Genomic DNA, 22,580 nt, shown 5'->3' with positions numbered 1-22,580 from the left:
GCCGAGGCGTATTTGATAAAGAACGGAGGTCAATCAATTGGCTATTGAAAATATTTTAATGCCGCAACTTGGTGAAAGTGTGACAGAAGGCACAATCGAGAAATGGCTTGTCAAACCGGGCGATACAGTTAACAAGTATGATTCGCTAGCAGAAGTAAATACAGACAAAGTAACAGCTGAAGTTCCTTCTTCGTTCACTGGCGTAATTAAAGAATTGATCGCACAAGAGGGAGAAACGCTTGCTGTTGGAGCACTTGTTTGTACGATAGAGGTTGAAGGCGCCGGAACTGCGGAAGTGGCAGTAGAGGCGGTGCCAGCAAAAGAAGAACCTGCAAACGAAATGCCTGCAGCTGGTTCTCAAAAACCGGTATCATCGTTGAATCGTGAAAAAGGAGCGGCAGCAGGGCGTTATTCACCTGCCGTACTTCGTCTTTCACAGGACAATGGCATTGATTTGACGCTCGTAGAAGGTTCAGGTAAAGAAGGGCGCATCACGCGCAAAGATTTGCTTGCCATCATTGAGAGCGGAAATATACCGACAGCACCATCGGCTCCTGCAGCTCCAGTTACGGAAGCAGCGGCACCGTCATCTGTTGCACCAGTGACACCAGCACCAGCTGCACAAAAAGTAACTGATTCCGTTAATGTCCCTATTTCAGCGGGCGATATTGAAATTCCGGTAACAGGCGTACGCCGCGCAATCGCGAGCAATATGCTGCGTTCGAAACATGAAGCGCCACACGCATGGATGATGATTGAAGTCGATGTCACGAGTCTTGTCCAATACCGCGATTCTCTGAAAAACGATTTCAAAAAGAAGGAAGGATTCAACCTGACATACTTCGCATTCTTTGTGAAAGCGGTATCTCAAGCATTGAAGGAATTCCCAATGATGAACTCAATGTGGGCCGGCGATAAAATCATTCAGAAAAAAGATATTAACATCTCCATCGCAGTGGCGACAGAAGATTCCCTGTACGTCCCAGTCATTAATAATGCCGACGAAAAAACAATTAAAGGCATAGGGCGTGATATACAGGAACTTGCAGTTAAAGTACGTTCAGGTAAACTGAAATCTTCCGAAATGCAAAGTGGTACATTCACAGTGAATAATACCGGTTCTTTCGGTTCTGTTCAGTCTATGGGCATCATCAACCACCCGCAAGCAGCAATACTTCAAGTCGAATCCATCGTTAAACGTCCAGTTGTTATGGGCAATGGAATGATTGGGGTTCGCGACATGGTGAACCTGTGTCTATCACTTGACCACCGTGTTCTTGACGGTCTTGTTGCCGGCCAATTCCTTGCACGTGTGAAAGCGATACTCGAAAACATAACGTCGGAAAACACCTCTATCTACTAATTTAAATTGTAAACCCCGGTGCCGCTCAATATTGCATCGGGGTTTATTTTACCTTTCAACAATGACCTTAGTCGAGTAAACTAGTAATAGATTGATTATTTTGAGGAGGGAAGCGCAAAATATGACCATACATAACATGCAAACAACAACATTCGATAAAATCGGATTTGAAAAGTGGAAAGAAATCGCGGTCCAGTCATTGAAAGGGAAGACATTTGATTCGCTCATCACAAAAACGATTGAAGGGATCGATCTACAGCCCCTCTATACACAGGAGAGTCTAAAAAAACCTGGACAAACGAATCATGCGGAGAAAAAAGAGGCTGGCTGGGTTATTGCACAGCAATCTTATGCCGAGAATGGAAAACAGTTTGTCGCAGATTTGATAAATTCGATTGAACGAGGAAATGAAGCAATTGTTTACGACGGGACGAAACCTCTTCAGTGGGAAGACTCCTCCCTTGCTGAAATAGGACAACTTATGACGAAATATCCTGTTTTCATTACCAATACGGCACAGAATGATTCATTTCTGAACGTGTTTTCTGGAATCTCAGAAACGGAGCGGTCACTTGTTAATGGGGCGATTTCCGTGCCTGACTGGGCTCTTCCAGAAGGATTCACAAACATCCGGACTACGGGAGCGGATATGTGGAAAGTGCACCATAACGGCGCGGATGCGGTGACAGAACTTGCGCTTACGCTCGCGCAAGCTGCAGATAGTGCTTCAAAGGTGGCAGATTTTAGCGATTTCGAGAAAGACTTTTTTGTTCGCTTAGCGGTAGATACGCATTTCTTCATGGAAATTTCAAAATTTCGTGCGTTCCGTATTCTTTGGCAAGCATTTTGTTCTGCCTATAGCGTACAGGAAGCATCTTATGTTCCAATTATCGCAACCACATCACTGCGTTCATACTCAAAACTAGACCCCTATGTGAATGTATTACGGGCTGGAAATGAGACGTTTGCTGCAGTTCTCGGCGGTGCGGATGTTATCACGGTTCATCCGCACAACATCATTACTGGACCGACAACTAGTGCTGTCCGTTTGGCAAGAAATATTCAACTTGTTATTAAAGAAGAGACCCATGCGGACAAAGTAATCGATCCTTCGGGCGGTTCTTATTTCATTGAAACATTGACGTCTGAACTTGTTGAAAAAGCATGGGGCCTTTTCTTGGAAATCGAGTCTACAGGCGGTTATGAAGCATTTCTTACTAGCGGTAGACTTGAAATGTTGCTTGAAAAACGTAGAGAAGAAGTGGCAAAAGGAAAACAGTCTTTGATCGGGACGAATGTTTATGCTGAATTGACGGATACGGACTTCACCGACTGGGATGGTCTTCAGCTTGATGGGCGTCTGGCAGAACCTTTCGAAAAGTTGGCGGCTCAGCGAAAAAATGATGAAATACGTACTGTTTTATTGACGTTTGGAGAATTGAAAGATTTCAAACCTCGCGCCGATTTCGTCAGTGGTTTTTTAGCTACAGGCGGTATGCATGCCGAATGGAGTCCGATGTTTAGCGATGCACAGCAAGCTCTCCACTGGCTCACAGATGAAAACCTAGACTATGCGATTGTCTGTGCAACCCCTTCTTTGACGGAAAACGTACTGGAGCAACTGATAGAAGGGTGTTCCCATAAGTTCATGCTAGACGTGGCAGGGAAATACGACGATGCACTTTGTCAAAAATGGTTACATGCCGGATTGAATGGATTCATTTTTGCGGGTCAAGACAAAGTGGGGAAAATGATGGCTATCAATGAAAAATTGAAAGGGGGCGCGATGGATGAATAACCCTGATTTCAACAAAGTAGACTTGCAGCACATAGCTGAAAGTGTAAAGGAAACAGCAAACGAAGCAGGAAAGCCTTTTCGAACGAATGAAGGAATTGATGTAAAAATGCGCTATGGAGCTAAAGATATTGAGAACCTCGAGCATTTAACTGATTTACCGGGCATCGCCCCGAATACAAGAGGTCCTTATCCGACTATGTTCGTTTCCAGACCGTGGACGGTGCGCCAATACGCAGGATTTTCAACTGCTGAGGAAAGTAATGCATTTTATCGGCGAAATCTGGCAATGGGACAAAAAGGATTATCAGTTGCATTCGACCTTGCGACTCACCGTGGTTACGACTCCAATCACCCGCGTGTAACAGGTGATGTCGGAAAAGCGGGTGTAGCTATCGACTCGGTGGAAGATATGAAAATTCTATTCGACGGTATCCCGCTTGATCAGATGTCTGTTTCGATGACGATGAACGGAGCTGTATTGCCGATCATGGCATTTTATATCGTAGCGGCAGAGGAGCAGGGTGTGTCGCCTGAAAAACTTGCAGGTACTATCCAGAATGATATTTTAAAGGAATATATGGTGCGGAATACATACATTTTCCCGCCTGAAATGTCGATGAAAATTATTGCGGATATCTTTGAATACACATCCGTTAACATGCCGAAATTCAACTCAATCTCCATTTCAGGCTATCATATGCAAGAAGCAGGGGCGACGGCAGATATAGAGCTTGCATACACGCTTGCAGATGGTCTTGAATATGTCCGTACAGGCTTGAAAGCAGGCATTGACATCGATTCATTCGCCCCAAGACTGTCGTTTTTCTGGGCGATCGGCATGAATTACTTCATGGAAATAGCCAAAATGCGAGCTGCACGTAAAATGTGGGCACAAATGATGCAAACGTTCGAACCGAAAAATCCGAAATCACTTGCTTTGCGTACTCACTCGCAAACATCAGGCTGGAGCCTAACAGAACAAGATCCGTTCAATAACATCACACGGACGTTAATTGAAGCAAATGCGGCGGCGATGGGACATACACAATCGCTCCATACGAATGCGCTTGATGAAGCAATTGCATTGCCGACAGATTTCTCTGCACGTATTGCGCGAAATACGCAATTGTTCCTACAGGAAGAGACGATGATGACAAAAGTAATCGATCCATGGGGCGGCTCTTACTACGTGGAAAAACTGACGGACGAGCTGATGGAAAAGGCTTGGGAATTGATCGGAGAAATTGAAGAGCTCGGCGGCATGGCGAAAGCGATTGAAACCGGCCTTCCGAAAATGAAAATTGAAGAAGCGGCTGCAAAACGCCAGGCGCAAATTGATTCACGCGCAGAAGCGATTATCGGGGTGAATAAATACCGCCTGGATACCGAAGACCCAATCGATATTTTGAACATTGACAACACACTTGTGCGCCAGAAACAAATTGATCGCATTAACAAGATGAAGGTAGACCGTGACGAAACGGCAGTAGCGACATTCCTCACTAAGTTGACAGAAAACGCTCGCAGCGGCGATGGTAATCTTCTTGCAAGTGCCGTCGATGCAGCACGTGCACGTGCAACGATCGGAGAAATTTCGGATGCGATTGAAAGCGTGTCAGGCAGACATAAGGCGGTGATCCGTTCAGTGAGTGGTGTATACAGTTCGAATTTCTCCAACACAGAGGAAATTGAAGAAGTGAAAATGATGACGGAAGATTTTTTGGGCAATGAAGGCCGCCGTCCACGTATCCTTATTGCGAAAATGGGGCAGGACGGACATGATCGCGGAGCGAAAGTAATCGCTTCATCATTTGCAGATCTTGGATTTGATGTTGACATTGGCCCACTATTCCAAACGCCGGAAGAAACTGCATTGCAAGCTGCTGAAAACGACGTTCACGTTATCGGTGTCAGTTCACTCGCCGCCGGGCATAAAACACTTGTACCAACACTGCGAGAAGAGCTCGCGAAAATTGGCAGGGAAGATATTCTTATTGTCGTCGGGGGCGTTATACCTGCACAAGACTACGCATTTCTCCGTGAAAATGGGGCTGCGGCGATTTTCGGACCAGGTACTGTCATTCCGGTTGCCGCACAAAAAGTGATTGAAGAAATCTACCGCAGGCTAGGCTATGAGGAAGTGGCGGATTGAAAGACAATAACCGTTCACTTGATGACAGTGCGCTAAATGTGATGGGCGGTATCAATTCCTCGCATGATGGCATGGCAGCAACAGCGCGGAAACGATTTGAAAAAAAAGAACGCAAAATCCCGATTGAAGAACTGACGGAGAAGATAACAACCGGTTCACGGCTTCATCTGGCTAAAGGAATCACGCTTCTTGAAAGCATGATTCCAGCGGACAAAGTGGCAGGCCAGCAACTTTTGCTCAACCTGCTACCACTAACAGGGAATAGCATTCGAATCGGAATAACAGGTGTTCCGGGTGCGGGGAAAAGCACCTTTATCGAAGCATTTGGGCTGATGCTCACCGAAGCGGGCTATAAAGTTGCGGTACTTGCTATCGACCCGAGTTCAACGGTAACGGGTGGCAGTATCTTGGGTGATAAAACACGAATGGAAGAGCTTGCAAGACACCGAAACGCGTTCATTCGCCCTTCACCATCAGCAGGCACACTCGGAGGAGTACATAAAAAGTCGCGTGAAACGATGTTGCTTTGCGAAGCTGCTGGCTACGATGTCATCTTAATTGAAACAGTCGGTGTGGGACAAAGTGAAACGGTCGTGCGTGGTATGGTCGATTACTTTATGCTGCTCGTTCTGACGGGTGCTGGAGATGAATTGCAAGGTATGAAAAAAGGGATTATGGAGCTTGCAGATGGCGTCGTCGTTCATAAAGCTGATGGCGATAATCTAGGGCTGGCAAAAAAGACGGTGAGGGAATATCGTCAACTGCTTCATTTCCTCCAACCTGCATCACCCGGATGGACATCGACTGCGCTTCCTGTTTCATCAATTAAAAATACAGGACTGGAAGAAGTTTGGGGAATGATAGTGTCATTCAAAGAGACAATGAATATCAGCGGATTTTGGGACAGGCGCCGACAATCCCAAACGAAAGATTGGTTCCATTCCATGATTAATGATCGGCTGATTGACACCTTTTTTGCGGAACCTGGTAGGAAAGAAGAGGTGGCGGAACTCGAGAAGGTATTGCTCGAGGGAAGACTTACGGTGACGAGCGCGGTGGATCGGCTGTTTAAATAGAACCATATTATTATCTGTTCTATGGGTTCAAATGTATTCACAATAAAGGCGACTTATCGTTCAGAATTGAACGGAAAGTTGCCTTTATTGATTTTCTAGTTAATTTTGATTTAATTAAGAAGCTGAAAATGGGGTATAAACGGAGTGCAGGCAAACTTGAAGCTAAGAAGTGGAATTGAAGAAACGTTCGTTTCAGTGTATCTAGAAAAAATAGTGGATTTTCACTTCAGATTTAAAAAGCATAAATGAAGAACAACTAAAACAGCCAATATAAAAAACACGGTTAGATTATCTAACCGTGTTAGTTTTCATTAATAATTTCCTCTACTGTAGATTCTACTTCAGCACGCGACATTTTTTCATTGCCGCTTTTTAATGTTTTTAACGTTCTTTTTGCTAAAGCAAGTGGGATTTTGCAGAATAACAGAATGTTTTTAGTATCAATTGATTCTATATATTCATCAGCTTTCCTCAAATTCGTGGTTGCATATGCGAACATATCATTTCGGTCCCAACCATCAGGGAGGAAACGAACTCCGCGATCAGCATCTTCATCTTGATTGCGTAGCATATTGACTGCTTGCAAGCCTCGGCCATAGCCGATCGCCAAGTCCCGATCCGTTACTGTACCGTCATACATTTCCCATATATCAGAGAGCATGACGCCTACTAAACCTGCTACATAATATGTATAATCATCAAGATCTTCTTTTGTTTTTACTATCCAATCTTTTTCGACCCAACGAGCCATACCATCCGCCATAATACTTGTCGACTCTTTCACCTTGTCAATAATACCTTCGGGACATACTGAAAGCCAATCACCAAGCCTCAATGTAACTTCCGGTAACAGTTTTTCATAAGGTTTCAGTAGCTCTTGATAGGCCGAGTCATCAAACTTTGATTGTAGCAGCTTGCTAGTTGCACGCAGCAAGTATTGCTTTGTTTCAGATTGTAAGTCTTCATGGTCCTCAATTTCATCAATAGCACGCATACATAAATAAGCGGAGCCTACAGTCTTTCTTAACGTTGGATTGAGCATTTTAATTGGAATATAAAAGGTTCTGCTTGTTAGTTTTAGTACATGCATGGCTTCTTTTTGTAATTTAGTTTCAATACTCAATGGGATTTTCCCCCTTCATCATGTGGTAGTTTTAGTATATTAGTTTGTGTGTTTACGCCGTTTGTTGAATTGGTTTCTTTGTACGGCACATAGGCGCAGGTTTCATGTCCTGAAACTTCGAGGGTCTATCATGGTAAATAGATAGAGGGGACAACAAAACCCCTAGTTTTCAGTGAATAAGTAAAGTGCCACTTACAGTACTTCAAAAATCTCTTCCCATTAGATAGGAGGAATTTTAAAAATGGCTACAGTATCATTTAATCATATTCAGGGGGAAAACGGAAGTTACTAGAACCGCTTATTGTGAAAAGTATTGGCAAAAGAACAGTGCAGTACAGCGATTGATGCAACAAGTTTTGTGCATAAAGTGATGACAATCATAATCATCGGGAATATTATACTTAAACCATTTAAGTTTGGAGAAAAAAGTCTAGACAGGAAGCCTCATTATTTATTCATAAGGATAAACTTTAGTACTGTCTTATATCCTTTCAGCAAGTACTTTTTTTGCACGAACCTTCTTCTCCTGCTATGATAAAGTAGTAAATAGAAAGGAGTTTGATTTAGCATGAATATGAATTTTGATCTTTATATGAATGATATCCTTAGACAAGCACGTTCGGAGATGGAAGCTAGCGGCTATGAGCAGCTAACAACGCCTGAGCTTGTAGAAGATGCTTTTAAACGTTCGGGCACGACACTTGTTATGGTGAACTCGGTTTGCGGTTGTGCGGGCGGTATTGCACGTCCAGCAGCTGCACATGCAGTGCATTATGACAAACGTCCAGATCACTTGGTAACTGTATTTGCTGGACAAGACAAAGAAGCAACGGCACAAGCACGTATGCTTTTCGGAGAGGATCACTTACCATCTTCACCATCATTTGTACTGATGAAAGATGGAAAGATGGTAGCTGAAGTTGGCCGTTATGAAATCGAAGGACATGATCCAATGTCTGTCGTCACAAACTTACAAAGTCAGTTCGAGGAATATTGCGAGGAACTATAAAAAAGAAAAGCATTAGAAGTCTTGGCAAAACAAAAAAACAGTCCACAAGTGCAGTTGCACAAATGGACTGTTTTTATTTTTACATAATCATGCTAAGGCCGAACATAACACTCGATGCTAGCATTGCACCGACCATTACTAAGACAACGACTTTCTGTACTTTTCGATTGCTCATCAGTCAAAACCCCTTAAGCTTTATAGCTCTATTTTAACAGAAATTATGAATTTCACAACATCTATCCATTTTATGAGGTAAAATGTACAATAGGAGGAGGGGGAATTGTTATGCAAAAAGTAGACCACGTTGGAATTGCCGTGAAAAGTATCGATCTATCAATAGACTATTACATACATACGCTAGGGCTTACACTTTTGGCGATTGAAGAAGTTGCCAGTCAAAATGTAAGGGTTGCGTTCATTGACGCTGGAAATATTAAACTTGAATTACTGGAACCACTTGGGGAAGATGGGGCCATTGCGAAATTCATTAAAAAACGCGGAGAAGGTGTTCATCATATCGCATTTGGCGTGACGGATATTCGTTCAAGGATGGCTGAACTGAGGGAAAAAGGTGTACAGTTACTGCAAGAAAAACCAAAACCGGGGGCTGGCGGTGCCGAAGTAGCGTTCCTTCATCCTAAATCATCATTCGGCGTTTTGTATGAACTATGTGATAAAAGCGGCAAAGGGGACTGACAAGATGGATATCTATGATAAAATTAATGAATTGTATGATAGAAAAAGAGTAATTGAACTTGGCGGCGGGGACGATCGAATCGCTAAACAGCATGAAAAAGGGAAATTGACGGCAAGAGAACGAATTGATCTACTGCTGGATCCGGACTCGTTTGTTGAATTAAACCCGTTTGTTGTGCACCGGACACGTGATTTCGGAATGGACAAGCAAGTTGGACCTGGAGATGGAGTAGTCACAGGCTACGGAAAAATTAACGGCAGACCGATTTATTTGTTTTCCCAAGATTTTACTGTCTTTGGTGGAGCATTAGGAGAAATGCATGCGATGAAAATCGCCAATGTTATGGATCTTGCGGCTAAAAATGGTGCACCTTTCATTGGACTGAACGACTCGGGAGGAGCCCGTATTCAAGAAGGTGTCGTCTCACTTGACGGCTACGGTGAAATCTTCTATCGTAACGCTATCTACTCCGGTGTTATTCCGCAAATATCAGTCATTCTTGGGCCTTGCGCAGGCGGCGCTGTTTATTCGCCAGCTATTACAGACTTTGTTTTCATGACTGATGAAACGAGCCAGATGTTTATCACAGGACCGAAAGTAATTGAGACGGTTACGGGGGAGAAAATATCTTCCGAAGATCTGGGTGGCTCAAAAGTACATAATTCGATAAGCGGAAATGCACATTTCCGTGGTAAAGACGAGAAGACTGTTCTCGAGAATGTTCGGAAATTGCTTGCTTATTTACCGCAGAATAATAACGAAAAACCACCAGTTGCTGACTATGATGAAGCGGATGATTACCGCCCTAATTTAGCAGATATCGTACCCTATGAAACAATCCGTCCATATGACGTGCGAAAGGTCATTGAACAAGTCGTTGATACAGACTCGTTCATGGAAGTGCAAGCTGAATTTGCGAGAAACGCCGTAGTGGGGCTAGCCCGTATGAAAGGAGAACCGGTCGGCCTCGTTTGTAACCAGCCAAAAGTGATGGCAGGCGGACTCGATATTGATTCGTCCGATAAAATTGCGCGTTTCATCCGTTTCTGTGACTCTTTCAATATTCCACTTATTACTTTTGAAGATGTGACTGGATTCTTCCCAGGCATCAAACAGGAGCATGGTGGCATAATTCGTCACGGTGCAAAAATTTTGTATGCCTATTCTGAAGCAACTGTTCCTAAAATAACGGTGATCCTTCGAAAGGCATTTGGCGGTGCTTATGTTGCACTGAACTCCAAATCAATCGGGGCCGACCTGGTGTATGCTTGGCCCAATGCTGAAATTGCAGTAATGGGTGCACAAGGCGCAGCGAATATCATTTTTGCCAGAGAGATTGCCAACAGCGATGATCCAGACGCGACGCGTGAAGAAAAAATCGAGGAGTACCGAGAGAAATTCTCAAATCCTTATGTGGCCGCATCTCATGGCATGGTCGATGACGTTATCGATCCGCGTGAAACACGCATTAAATTACTACAAGCACTTGATATGATGCGCAACAAACAAGAAACTAGACCGACGAAGAAACACGGTAATATACCGTTATAATTAAGGGGATGCTTTAAATGAATAAACAAAGACTACTCGAAGAATTTTTTGAACTCGTACAAATTGATTCAGAAACGAAAAACGAACGAGCGATTGCCGATGTTTTAACACTGAAAATGGAAGCACTTGGGTTTGACGTCGAGGAAGATGATTCTGATGATCGGACTGAACATGGTGCAGGAAATCTCATTGCTACGATGAAAGGGACTGCTGAAGGAATCGATCCGATTTACTTCACTTGCCATATGGACACTGTCGTTCCCGGTCAGGGTATTAAACCTGAATTGCGTGAAGACGGTTATGTATACTCTGATGGAACGACAATTCTTGGAGCAGATGATAAAGCGGGAATCGCAGCCCTATTTGAAATGGCGCGGACATTGAAGGAAAGTGGAAAGCCGCATGGCGATATCCAATTCATTATTACAGCAGGCGAAGAAAGTGGCCTTGTTGGAGCGAAAGAGATGGATGCGTCATTGATTACAGCGAAATATGGCTATGCTGTCGATAGCGACCAAAAAGTGGGCGGCATCGTAACTGCGGCACCGTATCAGGCGAAATTATGGACGACAATCCATGGCAAAACAGCTCATGCTGGTGTCGCACCTGAAAAAGGAGTTTCAGCCATCAATATTGCAGCCAAATCGATTGCTGCAATGTCACTAGGACGAATTGATTCAGAAACGACTGCCAACATCGGGCGTTTTCAAGGAGGACAAGCAACAAATATTGTCTGTGATGAAGTGCATATTCTGGCGGAAGCAAGATCTATCAATCAAGAAAAGCTGAATGAACAAACAGAACATATGATTCGTACATTTGAGCGGACTGCTGAACTAATGGGCGGGAAAGCAGAAACGGAAGTACAGCTTATGTATCCTGGCTTTAGTTTTGAAGAAGATGCAGAAGTTGTGCAAACGGCAATGAAGGCCATCAAAAATATTGGACGAACGCCAGAACTAATGACGAGCGGCGGCGGAAGTGACGGTAATGTATTCAATGGCGCAGGTATCCCGACAGTTACACTAGCTGTTGGATACGAAGAAATTCACACGAAAAATGAACGGATGCCTGTTGAAGAGTTGAACAAGCTAACAGAATTGTTGCTTGAAATCGTCCATGTAACAGCGAATAAGTAAAAGGGGGATAGAGAATGAGTGATTTGAAAGCAGTTATTGTCCAGTGTGGCAATGAGGAATATGCAATTGCAGTCGATGCTGTTGTGTCAATCGAGCGTCTCGAACAAGTGAACCCGATACCGCATCTCCCCGACTATATGCTCGGTCTCATGCGGATTCGTGGAGAACTTGTACCGATTTTGGATTTTGAACAAATTCTTTACGGGAAAACTGCAAAAGGGCGCGAAGATGCACGTGTTGTGGTAGTTCAGACTGGTAGTTTATATATTGGTCTTCTTGTACTGGATGCAAAAGAGATTCTTGATATACCTGAAAGTGCTTTGACTTCTTCAGGGCTTATGGCATATTCAAGGACACCGTATTTCACGACAGTCGCAAACTTGGAAAGCCGGATGATTACTGTTGTTAATCCTGAGATTTTATCCCAAACGCTTGCCGGGATGGATAAAATTGGTGAATACGTGGAAGCACAAGTAGCGCAAGAAAAGTAATCTGTAAGCCGGGCAGTGTTATCTGTCCGGTTTTTGCATGTTATAATTAGATAGAATGAACAAATGAATACCTATACTAATCTGAGCGAAGATGCCAGTTGCTGTCAGAATTCGAAGGGATTCTATATTTTCAAATATATAGTACAAACGTGAAGGAGGGGAAGTGTCGTGACAACGGTCGGTGAATCGCAGGCAAGGGTCATTCTTCATCTAGATATGAATAGTTTTTTCGCATCCGTCGAACAAGCGCATGACCCTTCCTTGAAAGGTATCCCGATGGCGGTTGCAGGAAATCCTAAAGCGCGGAAAGGTATCCTTGTGACATGTTCATACGAAGCAAGAGCGTTTGGCATATACACGACAATGACCGTCGGCGAGGCGAAACGGCTATGTCCAGATCTGGTAATTGTCCCGCCCGACTTCGAAAAATATCGAATCGCTTCCTCTGCGGTTTTCAATTTGTTACGAACCTTTACAGACCTTGTGGAACCAGTTTCAATTGATGAGGCGTATATCGATATTACAGCGATTGGCGGATTGACCAATGCAGTGGATATTGCATCTGCTATGCAACAACGCCTTTTACAGGAGCTCGATCTACCGTGTTCGATTGGTATCGCACCGAATAAGTTTCTTGCAAAGACTGCATCGGATATGAAAAAACCGATGGGTATCACAATTTTAAGGAAGCGGGAAATCGAATCAATCTTATGGCCGCTTCCGGTTATTGAAATGCATGGAATTGGGAAGAGTACGGAGAAAAAGATGAATGAATTGAGACTTTACACAATCGGGGATTTAGCAAAAACAGATGAAATCATCATCAAAACAGCTTTCGGGAAACACGGTATCAGACTACACCAACGTGCCAATGGTATCGACCACCGTCACGTAGATCCTGAAGCAGCCGATGAACGAAAAAGTTTCGGCAGCTCCACGACATTGCCTGTTGATGAAACGGACTTAGATGAATGTCTGAAGGTATTCAAATGGCTGGCGTCCAAAGTAGCGGGCCGTCTGGATAATAGACAATTAGCCGGTACAGTCGTTATGATTCAGATACGTACAGCGGATTGGCGTAATCATTCGCGCAGCAGGACTGTCCTCAATCCCCTTTACAAAGAACAGGACATTTACAAAGAAGCTGCTGATTTGTTTACAAGGCATTGGGATGGTGAACCAATTCGTCTTCTGGGTATTACGGTTTCAAATGTGGTTATGATGAATGAACTACATGAGCAACTCTCAATATATAACTTTGAAAAACATGCGAAAGAAGAGAAAATGGATTCCCTGCTTTCGCAGCTAGAACAAAAATTCGGTCCCGGAACAGTGAAGCGGGGCATGAAATGAAAGGTGGATATCCGTTATGGAACTGCAATTTTTAGGGACAGGTGCGGGTATGCCGTCCAAAATGCGAAATACGTCAGCCCTCGTTTTGAATTTGTCGGCTGAAGGGGAGGGCTACTGGTTATTCGATTGTGGGGAAGCGACGCAACATCAGATATTACATACATCGCTGAAACCACGGAAAATCGGCAAGATATTTATCACGCATCTGCATGGTGATCATATATTTGGATTGCCCGGATTAATTGGCTCGCGCTCATTCCTTGGCGGTGATGACCAGCTTGATATATACGGGCCTCTTGGCTTGGAGGAATGGCTTAAGACAACATTGCGTGTAACCAACACACATTTAAACTATGAACTAATTGTTCATGAAATCGGGGAAGGCGTTGTTTTTGAAAGCGCCGAATACCGAGTAACCGCGAAAAACTTGCAGCATATTATCCCGTGTCTTGGTTATCGGATTGAACAAATGCCGCTTCCAGGAAAATTACTCATCGATAAAGCGAAGGGCGCGGGTGTACCAAATGGCCCGCTACTGAAACAGCTGAAGAGCGGTGAAGACGTGGTATTGGAGGACGGACGAGTTGTTGTCAGTTCGGATGTTACTGGGGAACCGCAAGAAGGATTTACGGTTGCCATTCTTGGTGATACAAGTTACTGCCAAGCTGCTGTTGAACTGGCACGAGATACGGATATACTTGTTCATGAGGCAACGTTCGACATAGATACGGGAAATCTTGCGAAAGAATACGGTCATTCAACAATTGGTGATGCAGCGCGCGTAGCGCAAGAAGCAGGAGCGAAAACATTGATCGCTAATCATATCAGCGCCCGTTTCATGCCAAGCGACGTTGCAAAATTGCAGAAACAAGGGGAGGCAATCTTCCCGGCACTCCATATTGCGGAAGACTTTTCACGATTCGAATGGAAAAATGGTAAAATTATTCGGGACTAAATATAGACTCTTGTTGATAAAGAAACCTTAAGTCTGTTGACTCGCTACTATTTTTCTACTTATAAGAAAAAGCGAATAGAAGTAAGCAAAAACCCGATACTCCCTATTGCAGGAAGTATCGGGTTTAGTTCATTATTGAACATTATTTCACAGATACTACTTGTCCTTTTGTCATTTTCCCTAACTCATCTGGCGTTAATTGAAATACGGCTTTCGGATGCCCGGCAGCAGCCCAGATTGTTTCATATTGAAAAAGGTCTTCATCAATTAAGGTTAGTACAGGTTTTTTATGCCCTAACGGGGGAACCCCTCCTATGACAAACCCTGTGGATTCACGGACAAAATCAGCATCGGCTTTTCCTAATTTGTCATTTAGTGTTTGTGCAATTAATTTCTCATCAATCCGATTGATCCCGCTCGCAACAACTAATAACGGATGATTTGTACTTTTTAGTTTGAAAATAATTGATTTTGCAATTTGCGCTACCTCACACCCTAAGGCATCTGCCGCTTCTTGGGCAGTTCGAGCGCTGTCTGTCAATGTGACAACCTCGTTTGGATGTCCCAAGTTCAGTAGCTTCTCCTGTACTTGCAGTACACTCGCTGTTAAATTCTGCATTTTTCCCATTCCTTTCAAACGTTTTCGATTTTCTTCAATTATAATTGGCTACCTCTATATAGAGCACCTGCACTAGGTATGTATCGAGTTGTGATAATTCAACCTACTTAGTTTTTTGACTAATAGACAATATTCTACAAAGTTATGACCTTTTCCTTCTTTTATGGAGAGTCGTTCTTAACTTTGAAGAGTCGGATAGATTTCATGCGCTATTGGTGGGAATCAAATAGGAAGTTCTATTAAACATCCCATGAAAAAGCAGTAGCGCGAACCAATAGGGTGGTTTGCGCTACTGCTTTTTATAAGTTCAAATTACTGCCAACGATTCAGGTGTCAGACGTTTAAAACATCCAGCCTCGTTCATACTGTTTCGGGGACTGAATTTCAACACGCAGTTCTTTCGCCGCAGTGTATGCCCAGTACGGATCCCTCAATAATTCACGGGCAAGCAAAATCATATCTGCGCGGCCATTTTTCAATATTTCTTCCGCTTGGATGCCAGTTGTGATCATCCCAACTGCGCCCGTTAAAATGTCGGCACCATCTTTGATCGTTTCCGAAAATTTCACTTGATAACCAGGGAATGCATCGATTGCCGCCGGAACGACTGCTCCTGAACTGACATCGATCAAATCAATGCCCTGCTCTTTCATCCACTTTGCCATTTCGACGTATGCTTCAGGCGTCATTCCGCCGTCCGTATAATCATTTGCAGATATCCGAACGAAAAGAGGTCCTTCCCAAACAGTGCGCACTTCATCAATGGTTTCACGTAATAATCGATAGCGATTCTCCGCAGAGCCCCCATATTCATCCGTTCGTTTATTTGATAGGGGAGATAGGAATTCATTGATTAGATAGCCGTGTGCGCCATGGAGTTCGATCACGTCAAACCCAGCTTTCTTCGCACGGATAGCACCATCCTTGAATGCTTGCACGGTCGTTTTTATATCTTCCTTAGTCATTTCAACAGGCGATTTATATTTGTCATTGAAAGCCAGTGCTGACGGGGCAAAAATATCACCGTCCACTGTAGCTTTGCGTCCGGCGTGTGCGAGCTGGATACCTGCTTTCGCACCGTGCTGTTGCATAAGGCGAACAACTTCTGTTAATCCTTCAACATGATCATCGCTCCAAATGCCAAGATCTTGGGGGGAAATACGCCCTGCAGGTTGGACGGCCGTCGCTTCAACAATAATCAGTCCGACTTGGCCAACTGCACGTGTGGCATAATGGGTTTTATGCCAATCCTCAATCATTCCGTCTTCGTTATGACTCGAATACATACACATCGGCGACATAACGATGCGGTTTTTAAATTCAACATTGCGTATTGTAAATGGTTCAAATAACTTTGCCATGTTCTCGACCTCCCTAAATACTTTTCACAATTAGTATAGCAAAGCAAGACTATTTAAACAGTCTTGCCGGCTCACATATCTCCAAACATATGTGAGCTGAGCATGGTTATCTGGAAAAGAATCTTCAAATCTTTTTCAATTTAACCTAATTTTGAAGGAGTAATTGTCATCCTTCTAGAAAAGTTATCTTTCAAGAGAAAAGTAGGTGAGAATATGCAGGCTTTATTAGTCATAGATGTACAAAATGGAATTGTGAATTTGGGTTATGTTCAAGAAGAACTATCAATAATCGAGAGCCTTATTATGGATTTCAAGGAGAATGGAAAACCTGTTATTTTTATTAGGCATTTGGATGATCAGGAAGAAAGCCCGCTCTATCAAGGATCGGTTGGTTCTGAACTACATAGTCGGTTAAAGAATATGCTGACTGTGTCATTGAGAAACAAACACCAAGTTCATTTTTCAACACAAATCTAGCTGAGACATTAGAACAGTTAGATGTGAATCACCTTTTTATTACGGGTTTTAATACTGAATTCTGTTGTATGTTCACGGCTATCACAGCGTTTGATAGAGGGTTCAAAGTTACATTTGTCGAAAATGCAACTGGAACAGTAAATATAGATGAAACATATGAAATGAAGGGATTGGATATTCGGGATTATGTGGGTACTGTTTTGCATTGGTCAAATGTAATTGAAGTATTGGATTACGGGGAATATGTCGAAGAGTATAAGCTGAATAAAACTGTTTAAGAAAGGTGCCTAGCACTAACACAATTCGGAATTGTATTAGTACCAAGCATCTTAAATTCAACATCCATGATGATAATTTATTTAAGAGCAAATTGGCAGAGGTTGGATCAACAAGAAATGATTGAAACATGTCAATCTTTAGCGAAGTGAGGGAAAAACCTTGATGGACATAGAAAATAGAATAAATAAATGGATTGAATCATACGATCGAAATAGTTATTTGATTGGTTCCATATTAATTGCTTCTAATGAAAATATTCTTTTAAATAAAGGCTTTGGCATGGCGAATCGGGAACATAACGTGCCAAATATGCCTACAACTAAATTTCGTATCGGCTCACTCACTAAGGCTTTTACAGCCATGGGCATACTTCAATTACATGAAAAGAAAAAATTGAACATAAACGATTATGTTGGCAAGTATCTTCATGATTATCCAAATGGAGAGCGAATAACGATTCTTCATTGCCTAACGAATAGCTCGGGCATTCCCAATTATACAAGTTTTGCTGATTTTTGGTTCAGTTCAATGAGACTTCCTTTGACTTTAAATGAGCTTATTGACACATTTAAAGAACGGGAATTGGATTTCGAACCTGGAAGCCGTTTTGGTTACTCAAACTCAGGCTATGCGTTGCTAACTTCTATTATCGAAACGGTTTCAGGCATGTCTTATGGAGAGTATATTCAGGAAGAAATATGCAATCCTTTGGGTATGTATAATACTGGCTGTGATGATGGCATAAAGGTCGTTCCGAGGTTGGCCTCTGGTTATTCCTTCTGGGAAGAGCCGATTCATCCAGCATATGCGGACTTGTCATTTCCATTAGGCTCCTATGGTGTATATTCTACAACAGAGGATCTATTTATTTGGGATAAGGCATTGAAATTGTTCAAAATACTCAACAAGGAACTTACAGAAAAAATGTTTACTCCAAATTTCAGTTCATATGCATGTGGTTGGATGATATCTGAAATAGGTGGTAAAAAATGTGTACATCATTCTGGAGATATTAGCGGTTTTTGTAGCGATTTTCTCAGATTTGTTGATGATCAAGTTACCATTATCTTTTTAAGCAATATGAATGTTACGCCTGTAGAACATTTAAGTCGGGAAATTGCGAAAACCATTTTTGAGGAACAGTCATCTTTACCATGTCCTGCTGTGCCAATCCCATTCAAAAAGGTAGTTCCTATAGTAGGTAAGTATCCATTTGAAAATGAGAAAGACAAATGTCTAGATATATCTGTTGAAAAAGAAGAGCTTTATTTAACTGTCTCTAAAATGTACGGAGCGGTTTATAAATTCAAACTTCTGCCAGTTAGCCACGACTCCACCAAAGCAACTTTTATAACCGAGATGATTAATGAGCAACTTGTATTTTATTATTCATTAACAGGTGAAATTGAAAGTGTGCAATACATAGACTGTACTGGGAATAATCAAATGATGAATAAGGCTAAGTAGGTTTTCAAAAGACTTTAAACGGAATCGTGTCTATAATCTGCGGTTTAAAAATACATAATATTATGATAATATCTATATATCTATGAAAGGTGGAGTTTATGATGAAAAAAACTACTATTATCTATTATCGCACTGTTTTAAGGGAAATGATCGGCAGCTAATCGAGTAAATCAATTTGTTTAAAAGGATTAATTTTTAAATGAATAAGGAATGCTCGTCAGCTTGTCCGAATTATAGGGGGAGCATTCAATGCTTAATGAACAAGGATTTAATTTATGGGCTAATGACTACGATCAAACAGTACAAATAAGTGAAGATAATAATTGCTATCCGTTTGCTGGATACAAAAAAGTATTAAATACCATTTTTAATGAAGCCATGCAGAAGAAACAATCAAGAGTTTTAGATATAGGGTTTGGTACAGCTGTTTTAACGAGTAAACTCTATGAAAATGGCCATTATATAGATGGTTTAGATTTTTCTACACGTATGATTGCAATAGCCCAATCTAAAATGCCATTTGCAAATTTAATAGAGTGGGATATTTCTAATGGCTTACCTGATTCTTATACATTTAATAAATATGACTCTATTGTAAGCACATATGCGTTGCATCATTTGGCGGATAAAGAGAAAGTAACATTTATAAAGAGTTTGCTTCCTCTACTTTCTGTAGATGGAAAAATATTTATTGGAGATATTGCATTCAAAACGCGTGGGGAGCTTGAAGTTTGTAAAAATAAAAGCATTGGGTATTGGGATGAAGATGAATTTTATTTTGTCTATGAAGAAATAAACGCTTTGCTAAAAAACTTTTGTAAATGTGAATTTCATCCGGTATCGCATTGCGGCGGTATATTCGTAGTTACGAGTTAAATGCAAAATAGAAATAGTTACTCACATTCAAACGTTCAATAGTGAAAGGAGAAAAATGAGTTGTTTTGGCAACTCATTTTTCTTTGTGACTTAGGTAGTCGATTATTATCCTTTAGAAGGCATAAGGAAATCTGGGGAGGATATTAGATGAAAGTATATAGGTTCGACAAAGAGGAAGGTAAAAAAGTAGCTCATTTTAACTCGAATTTCATTATGTCCCGAATTTTAAAAACAGAAAAAACTACGCAAATTGGTTGTATGCATTTGGAAGCTAACGGAATTATTGGCTTTCATCAAGCCGTTGTTTCACAATTAATTCTTATAGTAAATGGAGGAGGTTGGGTTCGAGGGGATGATAATTTAAAAGTAAATATAACAGTAGGCGATGCAATCTATTGGGAAAAAGGTGAAGGACATGAAACTACGACAGACACTGGTCTAATCGCAATTGTAATTGAGTCTGAAGAATTAGCTCCGTCTGATTTTATGACAATTAAAGCAAAATAAAAAATTGGTAGCTGGCTCCGGTTAAAATCACCCCTCAATGCAGATTGGATGGCGTGCTACCCTCGATTATAAAAGTCCGTTTAGATAAAGATTATAGTTCTTATAATCTTTGCACAGGTAACTGTTGCCTTTCCGGAGTTAGGGACATCTACCTTGCTAAGTAAAATAGTAGATTAACTTAAAATATATTTGCATTTGTTTTCGTAATTCTCTATAATCAATTCTAACCTTATATTAAACGGCGATGAAGAGGAAAAGTAATGAGACGATGTTATATAGAGAGCTTCTGTTGGTGGAAATGAAGCAAACTAGTCTGATGAACATGATCTCTGAGCTTTGCACTGAAAATCTGCGGATGAGTAGGCTGCAACAAGATTTGGCACTTGTTACAAATGTCAAAGTATACTAGCATGATTTGTAGCTACGTACTTACTAAGACAAGTGGCGTGAGCTATTTGTGAATTAAGGTGGTACCACGAGTGAACTATCAACCTCGTCCTTATCGATATGATAAGTGGCGGGGTTTTTGTATGCCCCCAAAAGGAGGAATTCTGTTGAACATCTTTATTGGAGGGGCATGGCCATACGCGAATGGATCATTGCATTTGGGGCACATTGCAGCATTGTTACCAGGAGATATTTTAGCGAGGTATTATCGATTAAAAGGTGAATCCGTTTTATATGTGTCAGGCAGTGATTGTAATGGTACACCGATATCTATCAGGGCAAATCAAGAAGGGGTAGCAATCCAAGCAATCGCGGATCGTTATCATCAAGAATTTATAGAAAGCTTTGCGAAACTTGGGTTTAGTTACGATTTTTATTCCAGAACAGATAGTCAACAACATCATGAAGTGGTGCAACAAATTTTCTTGCAGCTGCTTGACAATGGGTATATTTATAAAAAAGAGATTGAGCAGACTTATTGTGAGTTCGATCAACAATTTTTGCCCGACCGGTATGTGGAAGGGATTTGTCCAAACTGTGGGCATCCATCTCGTGGGGATCAATGTGATAATTGTTCAACCATTCTCGATCCTCTTGATTTAATTGACCGTAAGTGTAAAATCTGTGGGAATGCACCAACTACAAGAGCAACCGAACACTTCTATTTCTCATTAAGTTCATTTCAACAAGAGCTGGAAGAGAAAGTTAGGAAAGTTCGTGCTAACAAAACGTGGAGAGAAAATGCCATTCATTTAACAGAGAGATATTTAACAGAAGGTTTACATGACCGTGCAGTTTCCAGAGACTTAGCAAATGGAGTTAGTGTACCCGTGCAAGGGTATGAGGATAAAAAGGTTTATGTTTGGATTGAAGCAGTTTCAGGTTATTATTCGGCCAGTCAACAATGGGCGAATGAGACTCATCAAAGTGATGAAGCTTATTGGAATGAAGAAACAGTATCTTACTATGTACATGGAAAAGACAATATTCCATTCCACTCCATTATTTGGCCATCTATTTTATCGGGAATTGGAAAGGATACACTTCCAACACATATCATTTCAAATGAGTACTTAACTTTGGAAAAGAAGAAAATTTCGACGAGTAAAAACTGGGCTGTGTGGATTCCCTCCATTTTGGAAAGCTATCATCCTGATTCTATTCGATACTTTTTAACCGCAAATGCACCTGAAGCCAGAGACGCTGACTTTTCGTGGCGTGAGTTCATTTTCAGTCATAATACGGAACTTCTTGGTGCTTATGGCAACCTTGTTAATCGGACATTGAAGTTTATTGATAAGTCATTTGATGGTACTGTTTCTGGGGAAATAGATGCGGATATCGCAGAACTAATCCAATCTAAATATGGCGAGATTGGTCATTTGGTCGAACAAGGCCATTTTAAACAAGCGATTGAAACAATTTTTGAAACCATACGTTTTGGAAATAAATACTTTGATGCAAAACAACCTTGGAAGATAATTCATGAGAACATAGACGAGTGTAAGAAAATTTTATTTACATGTGTGCATATAATTGCAAATTGTGCCCAGTTATTATCGCCGTTTCTTCCTTTTTCAAGCGAGAAAGTAAAAGAGATGTTGAACTTAGCTCCGTATACTTGGCAACCTATAGAACAAAAAGCCTATCAAACCTTTCAAGTTAGTCCTCTTTTTGAAAGAATTGATTTATCAAAAATTGAAGTTGAATTAGAGAAGCTAAAATTGAACGCGATATAACTAATTATTGATCAAATGATTTTTATTTCGATAAGTTCATTTCTCATACTAAGCTAATCACTAATATTGACTACGAAGCTAGGAGCCATTATAATAAGTTT

General features: G+C 41.6%; 19 protein-coding genes, 1 pseudogene and 1 other annotated feature. Of the genes and pseudogenes, 16 read left to right on the top strand and 4 right to left on the bottom strand.

Features of this window, described 5'->3' with window-relative positions; translation table 11 throughout:
• Nucleotides 1–37 precede the first annotated feature (37 nt).
• The 4 genes from MKZ11_RS18025 (at nucleotide 38) to meaB (ending at nucleotide 6,389) form a co-directional block, all read left to right on the top strand.
• Nucleotides 38–1,363, top strand: coding sequence for a dihydrolipoamide acetyltransferase family protein (locus MKZ11_RS18025; protein WP_340795740.1), 1,326 nt, complete (start codon nucleotides 38–40; stop codon nucleotides 1,361–1,363).
• 121 nt (nucleotides 1,364–1,484) lie between these two features.
• Nucleotides 1,485–3,161: a methylmalonyl-CoA mutase family protein gene (locus MKZ11_RS18020; protein ID WP_340795739.1), complete on the top strand. Its 1,677-nt coding sequence runs from the start codon at nucleotides 1,485–1,487 to the stop codon at nucleotides 3,159–3,161.
• A complete protein-coding gene (scpA, locus tag MKZ11_RS18015; RefSeq protein WP_340795738.1) occupies nucleotides 3,154–5,313 on the top strand; it encodes a methylmalonyl-CoA mutase in 2,160 nt (719 codons plus the stop codon). Before MKZ11_RS18020 ends, scpA begins: the two co-directional genes overlap by 8 nt.
• A gap of 41 nt (nucleotides 5,314–5,354) precedes the next feature.
• Nucleotides 5,355–6,389, top strand: a complete 1,035-nt coding sequence (meaB, locus tag MKZ11_RS18010; protein WP_340797046.1) for a methylmalonyl Co-A mutase-associated GTPase MeaB — start codon at nucleotides 5,355–5,357, stop codon at nucleotides 6,387–6,389.
• Nucleotides 6,390–6,690: 301 nt separating this feature from the next.
• On the opposite strand, the gene MKZ11_RS18005 is transcribed toward meaB, so the two are convergent.
• A complete protein-coding gene (locus tag MKZ11_RS18005; RefSeq protein WP_340795737.1) occupies nucleotides 6,691–7,512 on the bottom strand; it encodes a phytoene/squalene synthase family protein in 822 nt (273 codons plus the stop codon).
• A 568-nt stretch (nucleotides 7,513–8,080) separates the two neighbouring features.
• Between MKZ11_RS18005 and MKZ11_RS18000 the strand changes: the two genes are divergently transcribed.
• Nucleotides 8,081–8,521: a BrxA/BrxB family bacilliredoxin gene (locus tag MKZ11_RS18000; protein WP_340795736.1), complete on the top strand. Its 441-nt coding sequence runs from the start codon at nucleotides 8,081–8,083 to the stop codon at nucleotides 8,519–8,521.
• Between the two features lie 79 nt (nucleotides 8,522–8,600).
• Here MKZ11_RS18000 and prli42 read toward each other — a convergent pair whose 3' ends face one another.
• Nucleotides 8,601–8,696 carry a stressosome-associated protein Prli42 gene (gene prli42 / locus MKZ11_RS17995; RefSeq protein WP_156476017.1) on the bottom strand — a complete coding sequence of 32 codons (96 nt, stop codon included), beginning with the start codon at nucleotides 8,694–8,696 and terminating at the stop codon, nucleotides 8,601–8,603.
• Between the two features lie 110 nt (nucleotides 8,697–8,806).
• On the opposite strand from prli42, the gene mce reads away from it, so the two are divergent.
• The 6 genes from mce (at nucleotide 8,807) to rnz (ending at nucleotide 14,707) form a co-directional block, all read left to right on the top strand.
• Nucleotides 8,807–9,217 (top strand): methylmalonyl-CoA epimerase, encoded by a 411-nt coding sequence (mce, locus tag MKZ11_RS17990; protein WP_340795735.1) that lies wholly within the window; start codon nucleotides 8,807–8,809, stop codon nucleotides 9,215–9,217.
• 4 nt (nucleotides 9,218–9,221) lie between these two features.
• Entirely contained in the window at nucleotides 9,222–10,769 is a 1,548-nt protein-coding gene (locus tag MKZ11_RS17985; protein ID WP_340795734.1) for an acyl-CoA carboxylase subunit beta, read from the top strand.
• A 17-nt stretch (nucleotides 10,770–10,786) separates the two neighbouring features.
• The gene (locus MKZ11_RS17980) at nucleotides 10,787–11,908 is read left to right on the top strand and encodes a M20/M25/M40 family metallo-hydrolase (protein WP_340795733.1); all 1,122 of its coding nucleotides are present in this window, start codon (nucleotides 10,787–10,789) and stop codon (nucleotides 11,906–11,908) included.
• A 14-nt stretch (nucleotides 11,909–11,922) separates the two neighbouring features.
• Nucleotides 11,923–12,399: a chemotaxis protein CheW gene (locus MKZ11_RS17975; protein ID WP_340795732.1), complete on the top strand. Its 477-nt coding sequence runs from the start codon at nucleotides 11,923–11,925 to the stop codon at nucleotides 12,397–12,399.
• Between the two features lie 168 nt (nucleotides 12,400–12,567).
• The gene (locus MKZ11_RS17970; RefSeq protein ID WP_340795731.1) at nucleotides 12,568–13,752 is read left to right on the top strand and encodes a DNA polymerase IV; all 1,185 of its coding nucleotides are present in this window, start codon (nucleotides 12,568–12,570) and stop codon (nucleotides 13,750–13,752) included.
• A gap of 16 nt (nucleotides 13,753–13,768) precedes the next feature.
• Complete coding sequence (gene rnz / locus MKZ11_RS17965; protein ID WP_340795730.1) at nucleotides 13,769–14,707, top strand: ribonuclease Z; 939 nt, start codon at nucleotides 13,769–13,771, stop codon at nucleotides 14,705–14,707.
• Nucleotides 14,708–14,849: 142 nt separating this feature from the next.
• Here the strand turns inward: rnz and MKZ11_RS17960 are convergent, their stop codons facing one another.
• Nucleotides 14,850–15,326, bottom strand: coding sequence for a YbaK/EbsC family protein (locus MKZ11_RS17960; RefSeq protein WP_340795729.1), 477 nt, complete (start codon nucleotides 15,324–15,326; stop codon nucleotides 14,850–14,852).
• Nucleotides 15,327–15,667: 341 nt separating this feature from the next.
• Nucleotides 15,668–16,687 carry an NADPH dehydrogenase NamA gene (gene namA, locus MKZ11_RS17955; protein ID WP_340795728.1) on the bottom strand — a complete coding sequence of 340 codons (1,020 nt, stop codon included), beginning with the start codon at nucleotides 16,685–16,687 and terminating at the stop codon, nucleotides 15,668–15,670.
• A gap of 213 nt (nucleotides 16,688–16,900) precedes the next feature.
• Here namA and MKZ11_RS17950 point away from each other — a divergent pair.
• The 5 genes and pseudogenes from MKZ11_RS17950 to metG all read left to right on the top strand — a co-directional run bounded on the left by MKZ11_RS17950 (nucleotide 16,901) and on the right by metG (nucleotide 22,479).
• Nucleotides 16,901–17,442: pseudogene (locus tag MKZ11_RS17950) on the top strand (isochorismatase family protein).
• 163 nt (nucleotides 17,443–17,605) lie between these two features.
• Nucleotides 17,606–18,910, top strand: a complete 1,305-nt coding sequence (locus MKZ11_RS17945) for a serine hydrolase domain-containing protein (protein ID WP_340795727.1) — start codon at nucleotides 17,606–17,608, stop codon at nucleotides 18,908–18,910.
• A 249-nt stretch (nucleotides 18,911–19,159) separates the two neighbouring features.
• Nucleotides 19,160–19,786, top strand: coding sequence for a class I SAM-dependent methyltransferase (locus MKZ11_RS17940; RefSeq protein ID WP_340795726.1), 627 nt, complete (start codon nucleotides 19,160–19,162; stop codon nucleotides 19,784–19,786).
• A 147-nt stretch (nucleotides 19,787–19,933) separates the two neighbouring features.
• On the top strand, nucleotides 19,934–20,293 hold the full coding sequence (locus MKZ11_RS17935; protein WP_340795725.1) for a cupin: 360 nt from the start codon (nucleotides 19,934–19,936) through the stop codon (nucleotides 20,291–20,293).
• 235 nt (nucleotides 20,294–20,528) lie between these two features.
• Nucleotides 20,529–20,797 (top strand) — a binding site (T-box leader).
• Nucleotides 20,798–20,847: 50 nt separating this feature from the next.
• Complete coding sequence (gene metG, locus MKZ11_RS17930) at nucleotides 20,848–22,479, top strand: methionine--tRNA ligase (RefSeq protein ID WP_340795724.1); 1,632 nt, start codon at nucleotides 20,848–20,850, stop codon at nucleotides 22,477–22,479.
• The last annotated feature ends 101 nt before the right edge of the window (nucleotides 22,480–22,580 follow it).

It is taken from the genome of Sporosarcina sp. FSL K6-1508 (assembly GCF_038007465.1).
Taxonomy (GTDB): domain Bacteria; phylum Bacillota; class Bacilli; order Bacillales_A; family Planococcaceae; genus Sporosarcina; species Sporosarcina psychrophila_B.
The sequence above is the reverse complement of the archived record's forward strand: the minus strand, read 5'-3'. Positions and strand labels throughout refer to the sequence as shown.

Bases quoted from the DNA above. Each gene is read 5' to 3' on its own strand.
- MKZ11_RS17975 (WP_340795732.1), top strand. From the start codon at position 11,923: ATGAGTGATTTGAAAGCAGTTATTGTCCAGTGTGGCAATGAGGAATAT.
- scpA (WP_340795738.1), top strand. From the start codon at position 3,154: ATGAATAACCCTGATTTCAACAAAGTAGACTTGCAGCACATAGCTGAA.
- MKZ11_RS17960 (WP_340795729.1), bottom strand. From the start codon at position 15,326: ATGCAGAATTTAACAGCGAGTGTACTGCAAGTACAGGAGAAGCTACTG.
- MKZ11_RS17980 (WP_340795733.1), top strand. From the start codon at position 10,787: ATGAATAAACAAAGACTACTCGAAGAATTTTTTGAACTCGTACAAATT.
- MKZ11_RS17945 (WP_340795727.1), top strand. From the start codon at position 17,606: ATGGACATAGAAAATAGAATAAATAAATGGATTGAATCATACGATCGA.
- meaB (WP_340797046.1), top strand. From the start codon at position 5,355: ATGGGCGGTATCAATTCCTCGCATGATGGCATGGCAGCAACAGCGCGG.
- MKZ11_RS17935 (WP_340795725.1), top strand. From the start codon at position 19,934: ATGAAAGTATATAGGTTCGACAAAGAGGAAGGTAAAAAAGTAGCTCAT.
- MKZ11_RS17985 (WP_340795734.1), top strand. From the start codon at position 9,222: ATGGATATCTATGATAAAATTAATGAATTGTATGATAGAAAAAGAGTA.
- MKZ11_RS17940 (WP_340795726.1), top strand. From the start codon at position 19,160: ATGCTTAATGAACAAGGATTTAATTTATGGGCTAATGACTACGATCAA.
- prli42 (WP_156476017.1), bottom strand. From the start codon at position 8,696: ATGAGCAATCGAAAAGTACAGAAAGTCGTTGTCTTAGTAATGGTCGGT.
- MKZ11_RS18000 (WP_340795736.1), top strand. From the start codon at position 8,081: ATGAATATGAATTTTGATCTTTATATGAATGATATCCTTAGACAAGCA.
- MKZ11_RS18020 (WP_340795739.1), top strand. From the start codon at position 1,485: ATGACCATACATAACATGCAAACAACAACATTCGATAAAATCGGATTT.
- mce (WP_340795735.1), top strand. From the start codon at position 8,807: ATGCAAAAAGTAGACCACGTTGGAATTGCCGTGAAAAGTATCGATCTA.
- namA (WP_340795728.1), bottom strand. From the start codon at position 16,687: ATGGCAAAGTTATTTGAACCATTTACAATACGCAATGTTGAATTTAAA.
- rnz (WP_340795730.1), top strand. From the start codon at position 13,769: ATGGAACTGCAATTTTTAGGGACAGGTGCGGGTATGCCGTCCAAAATG.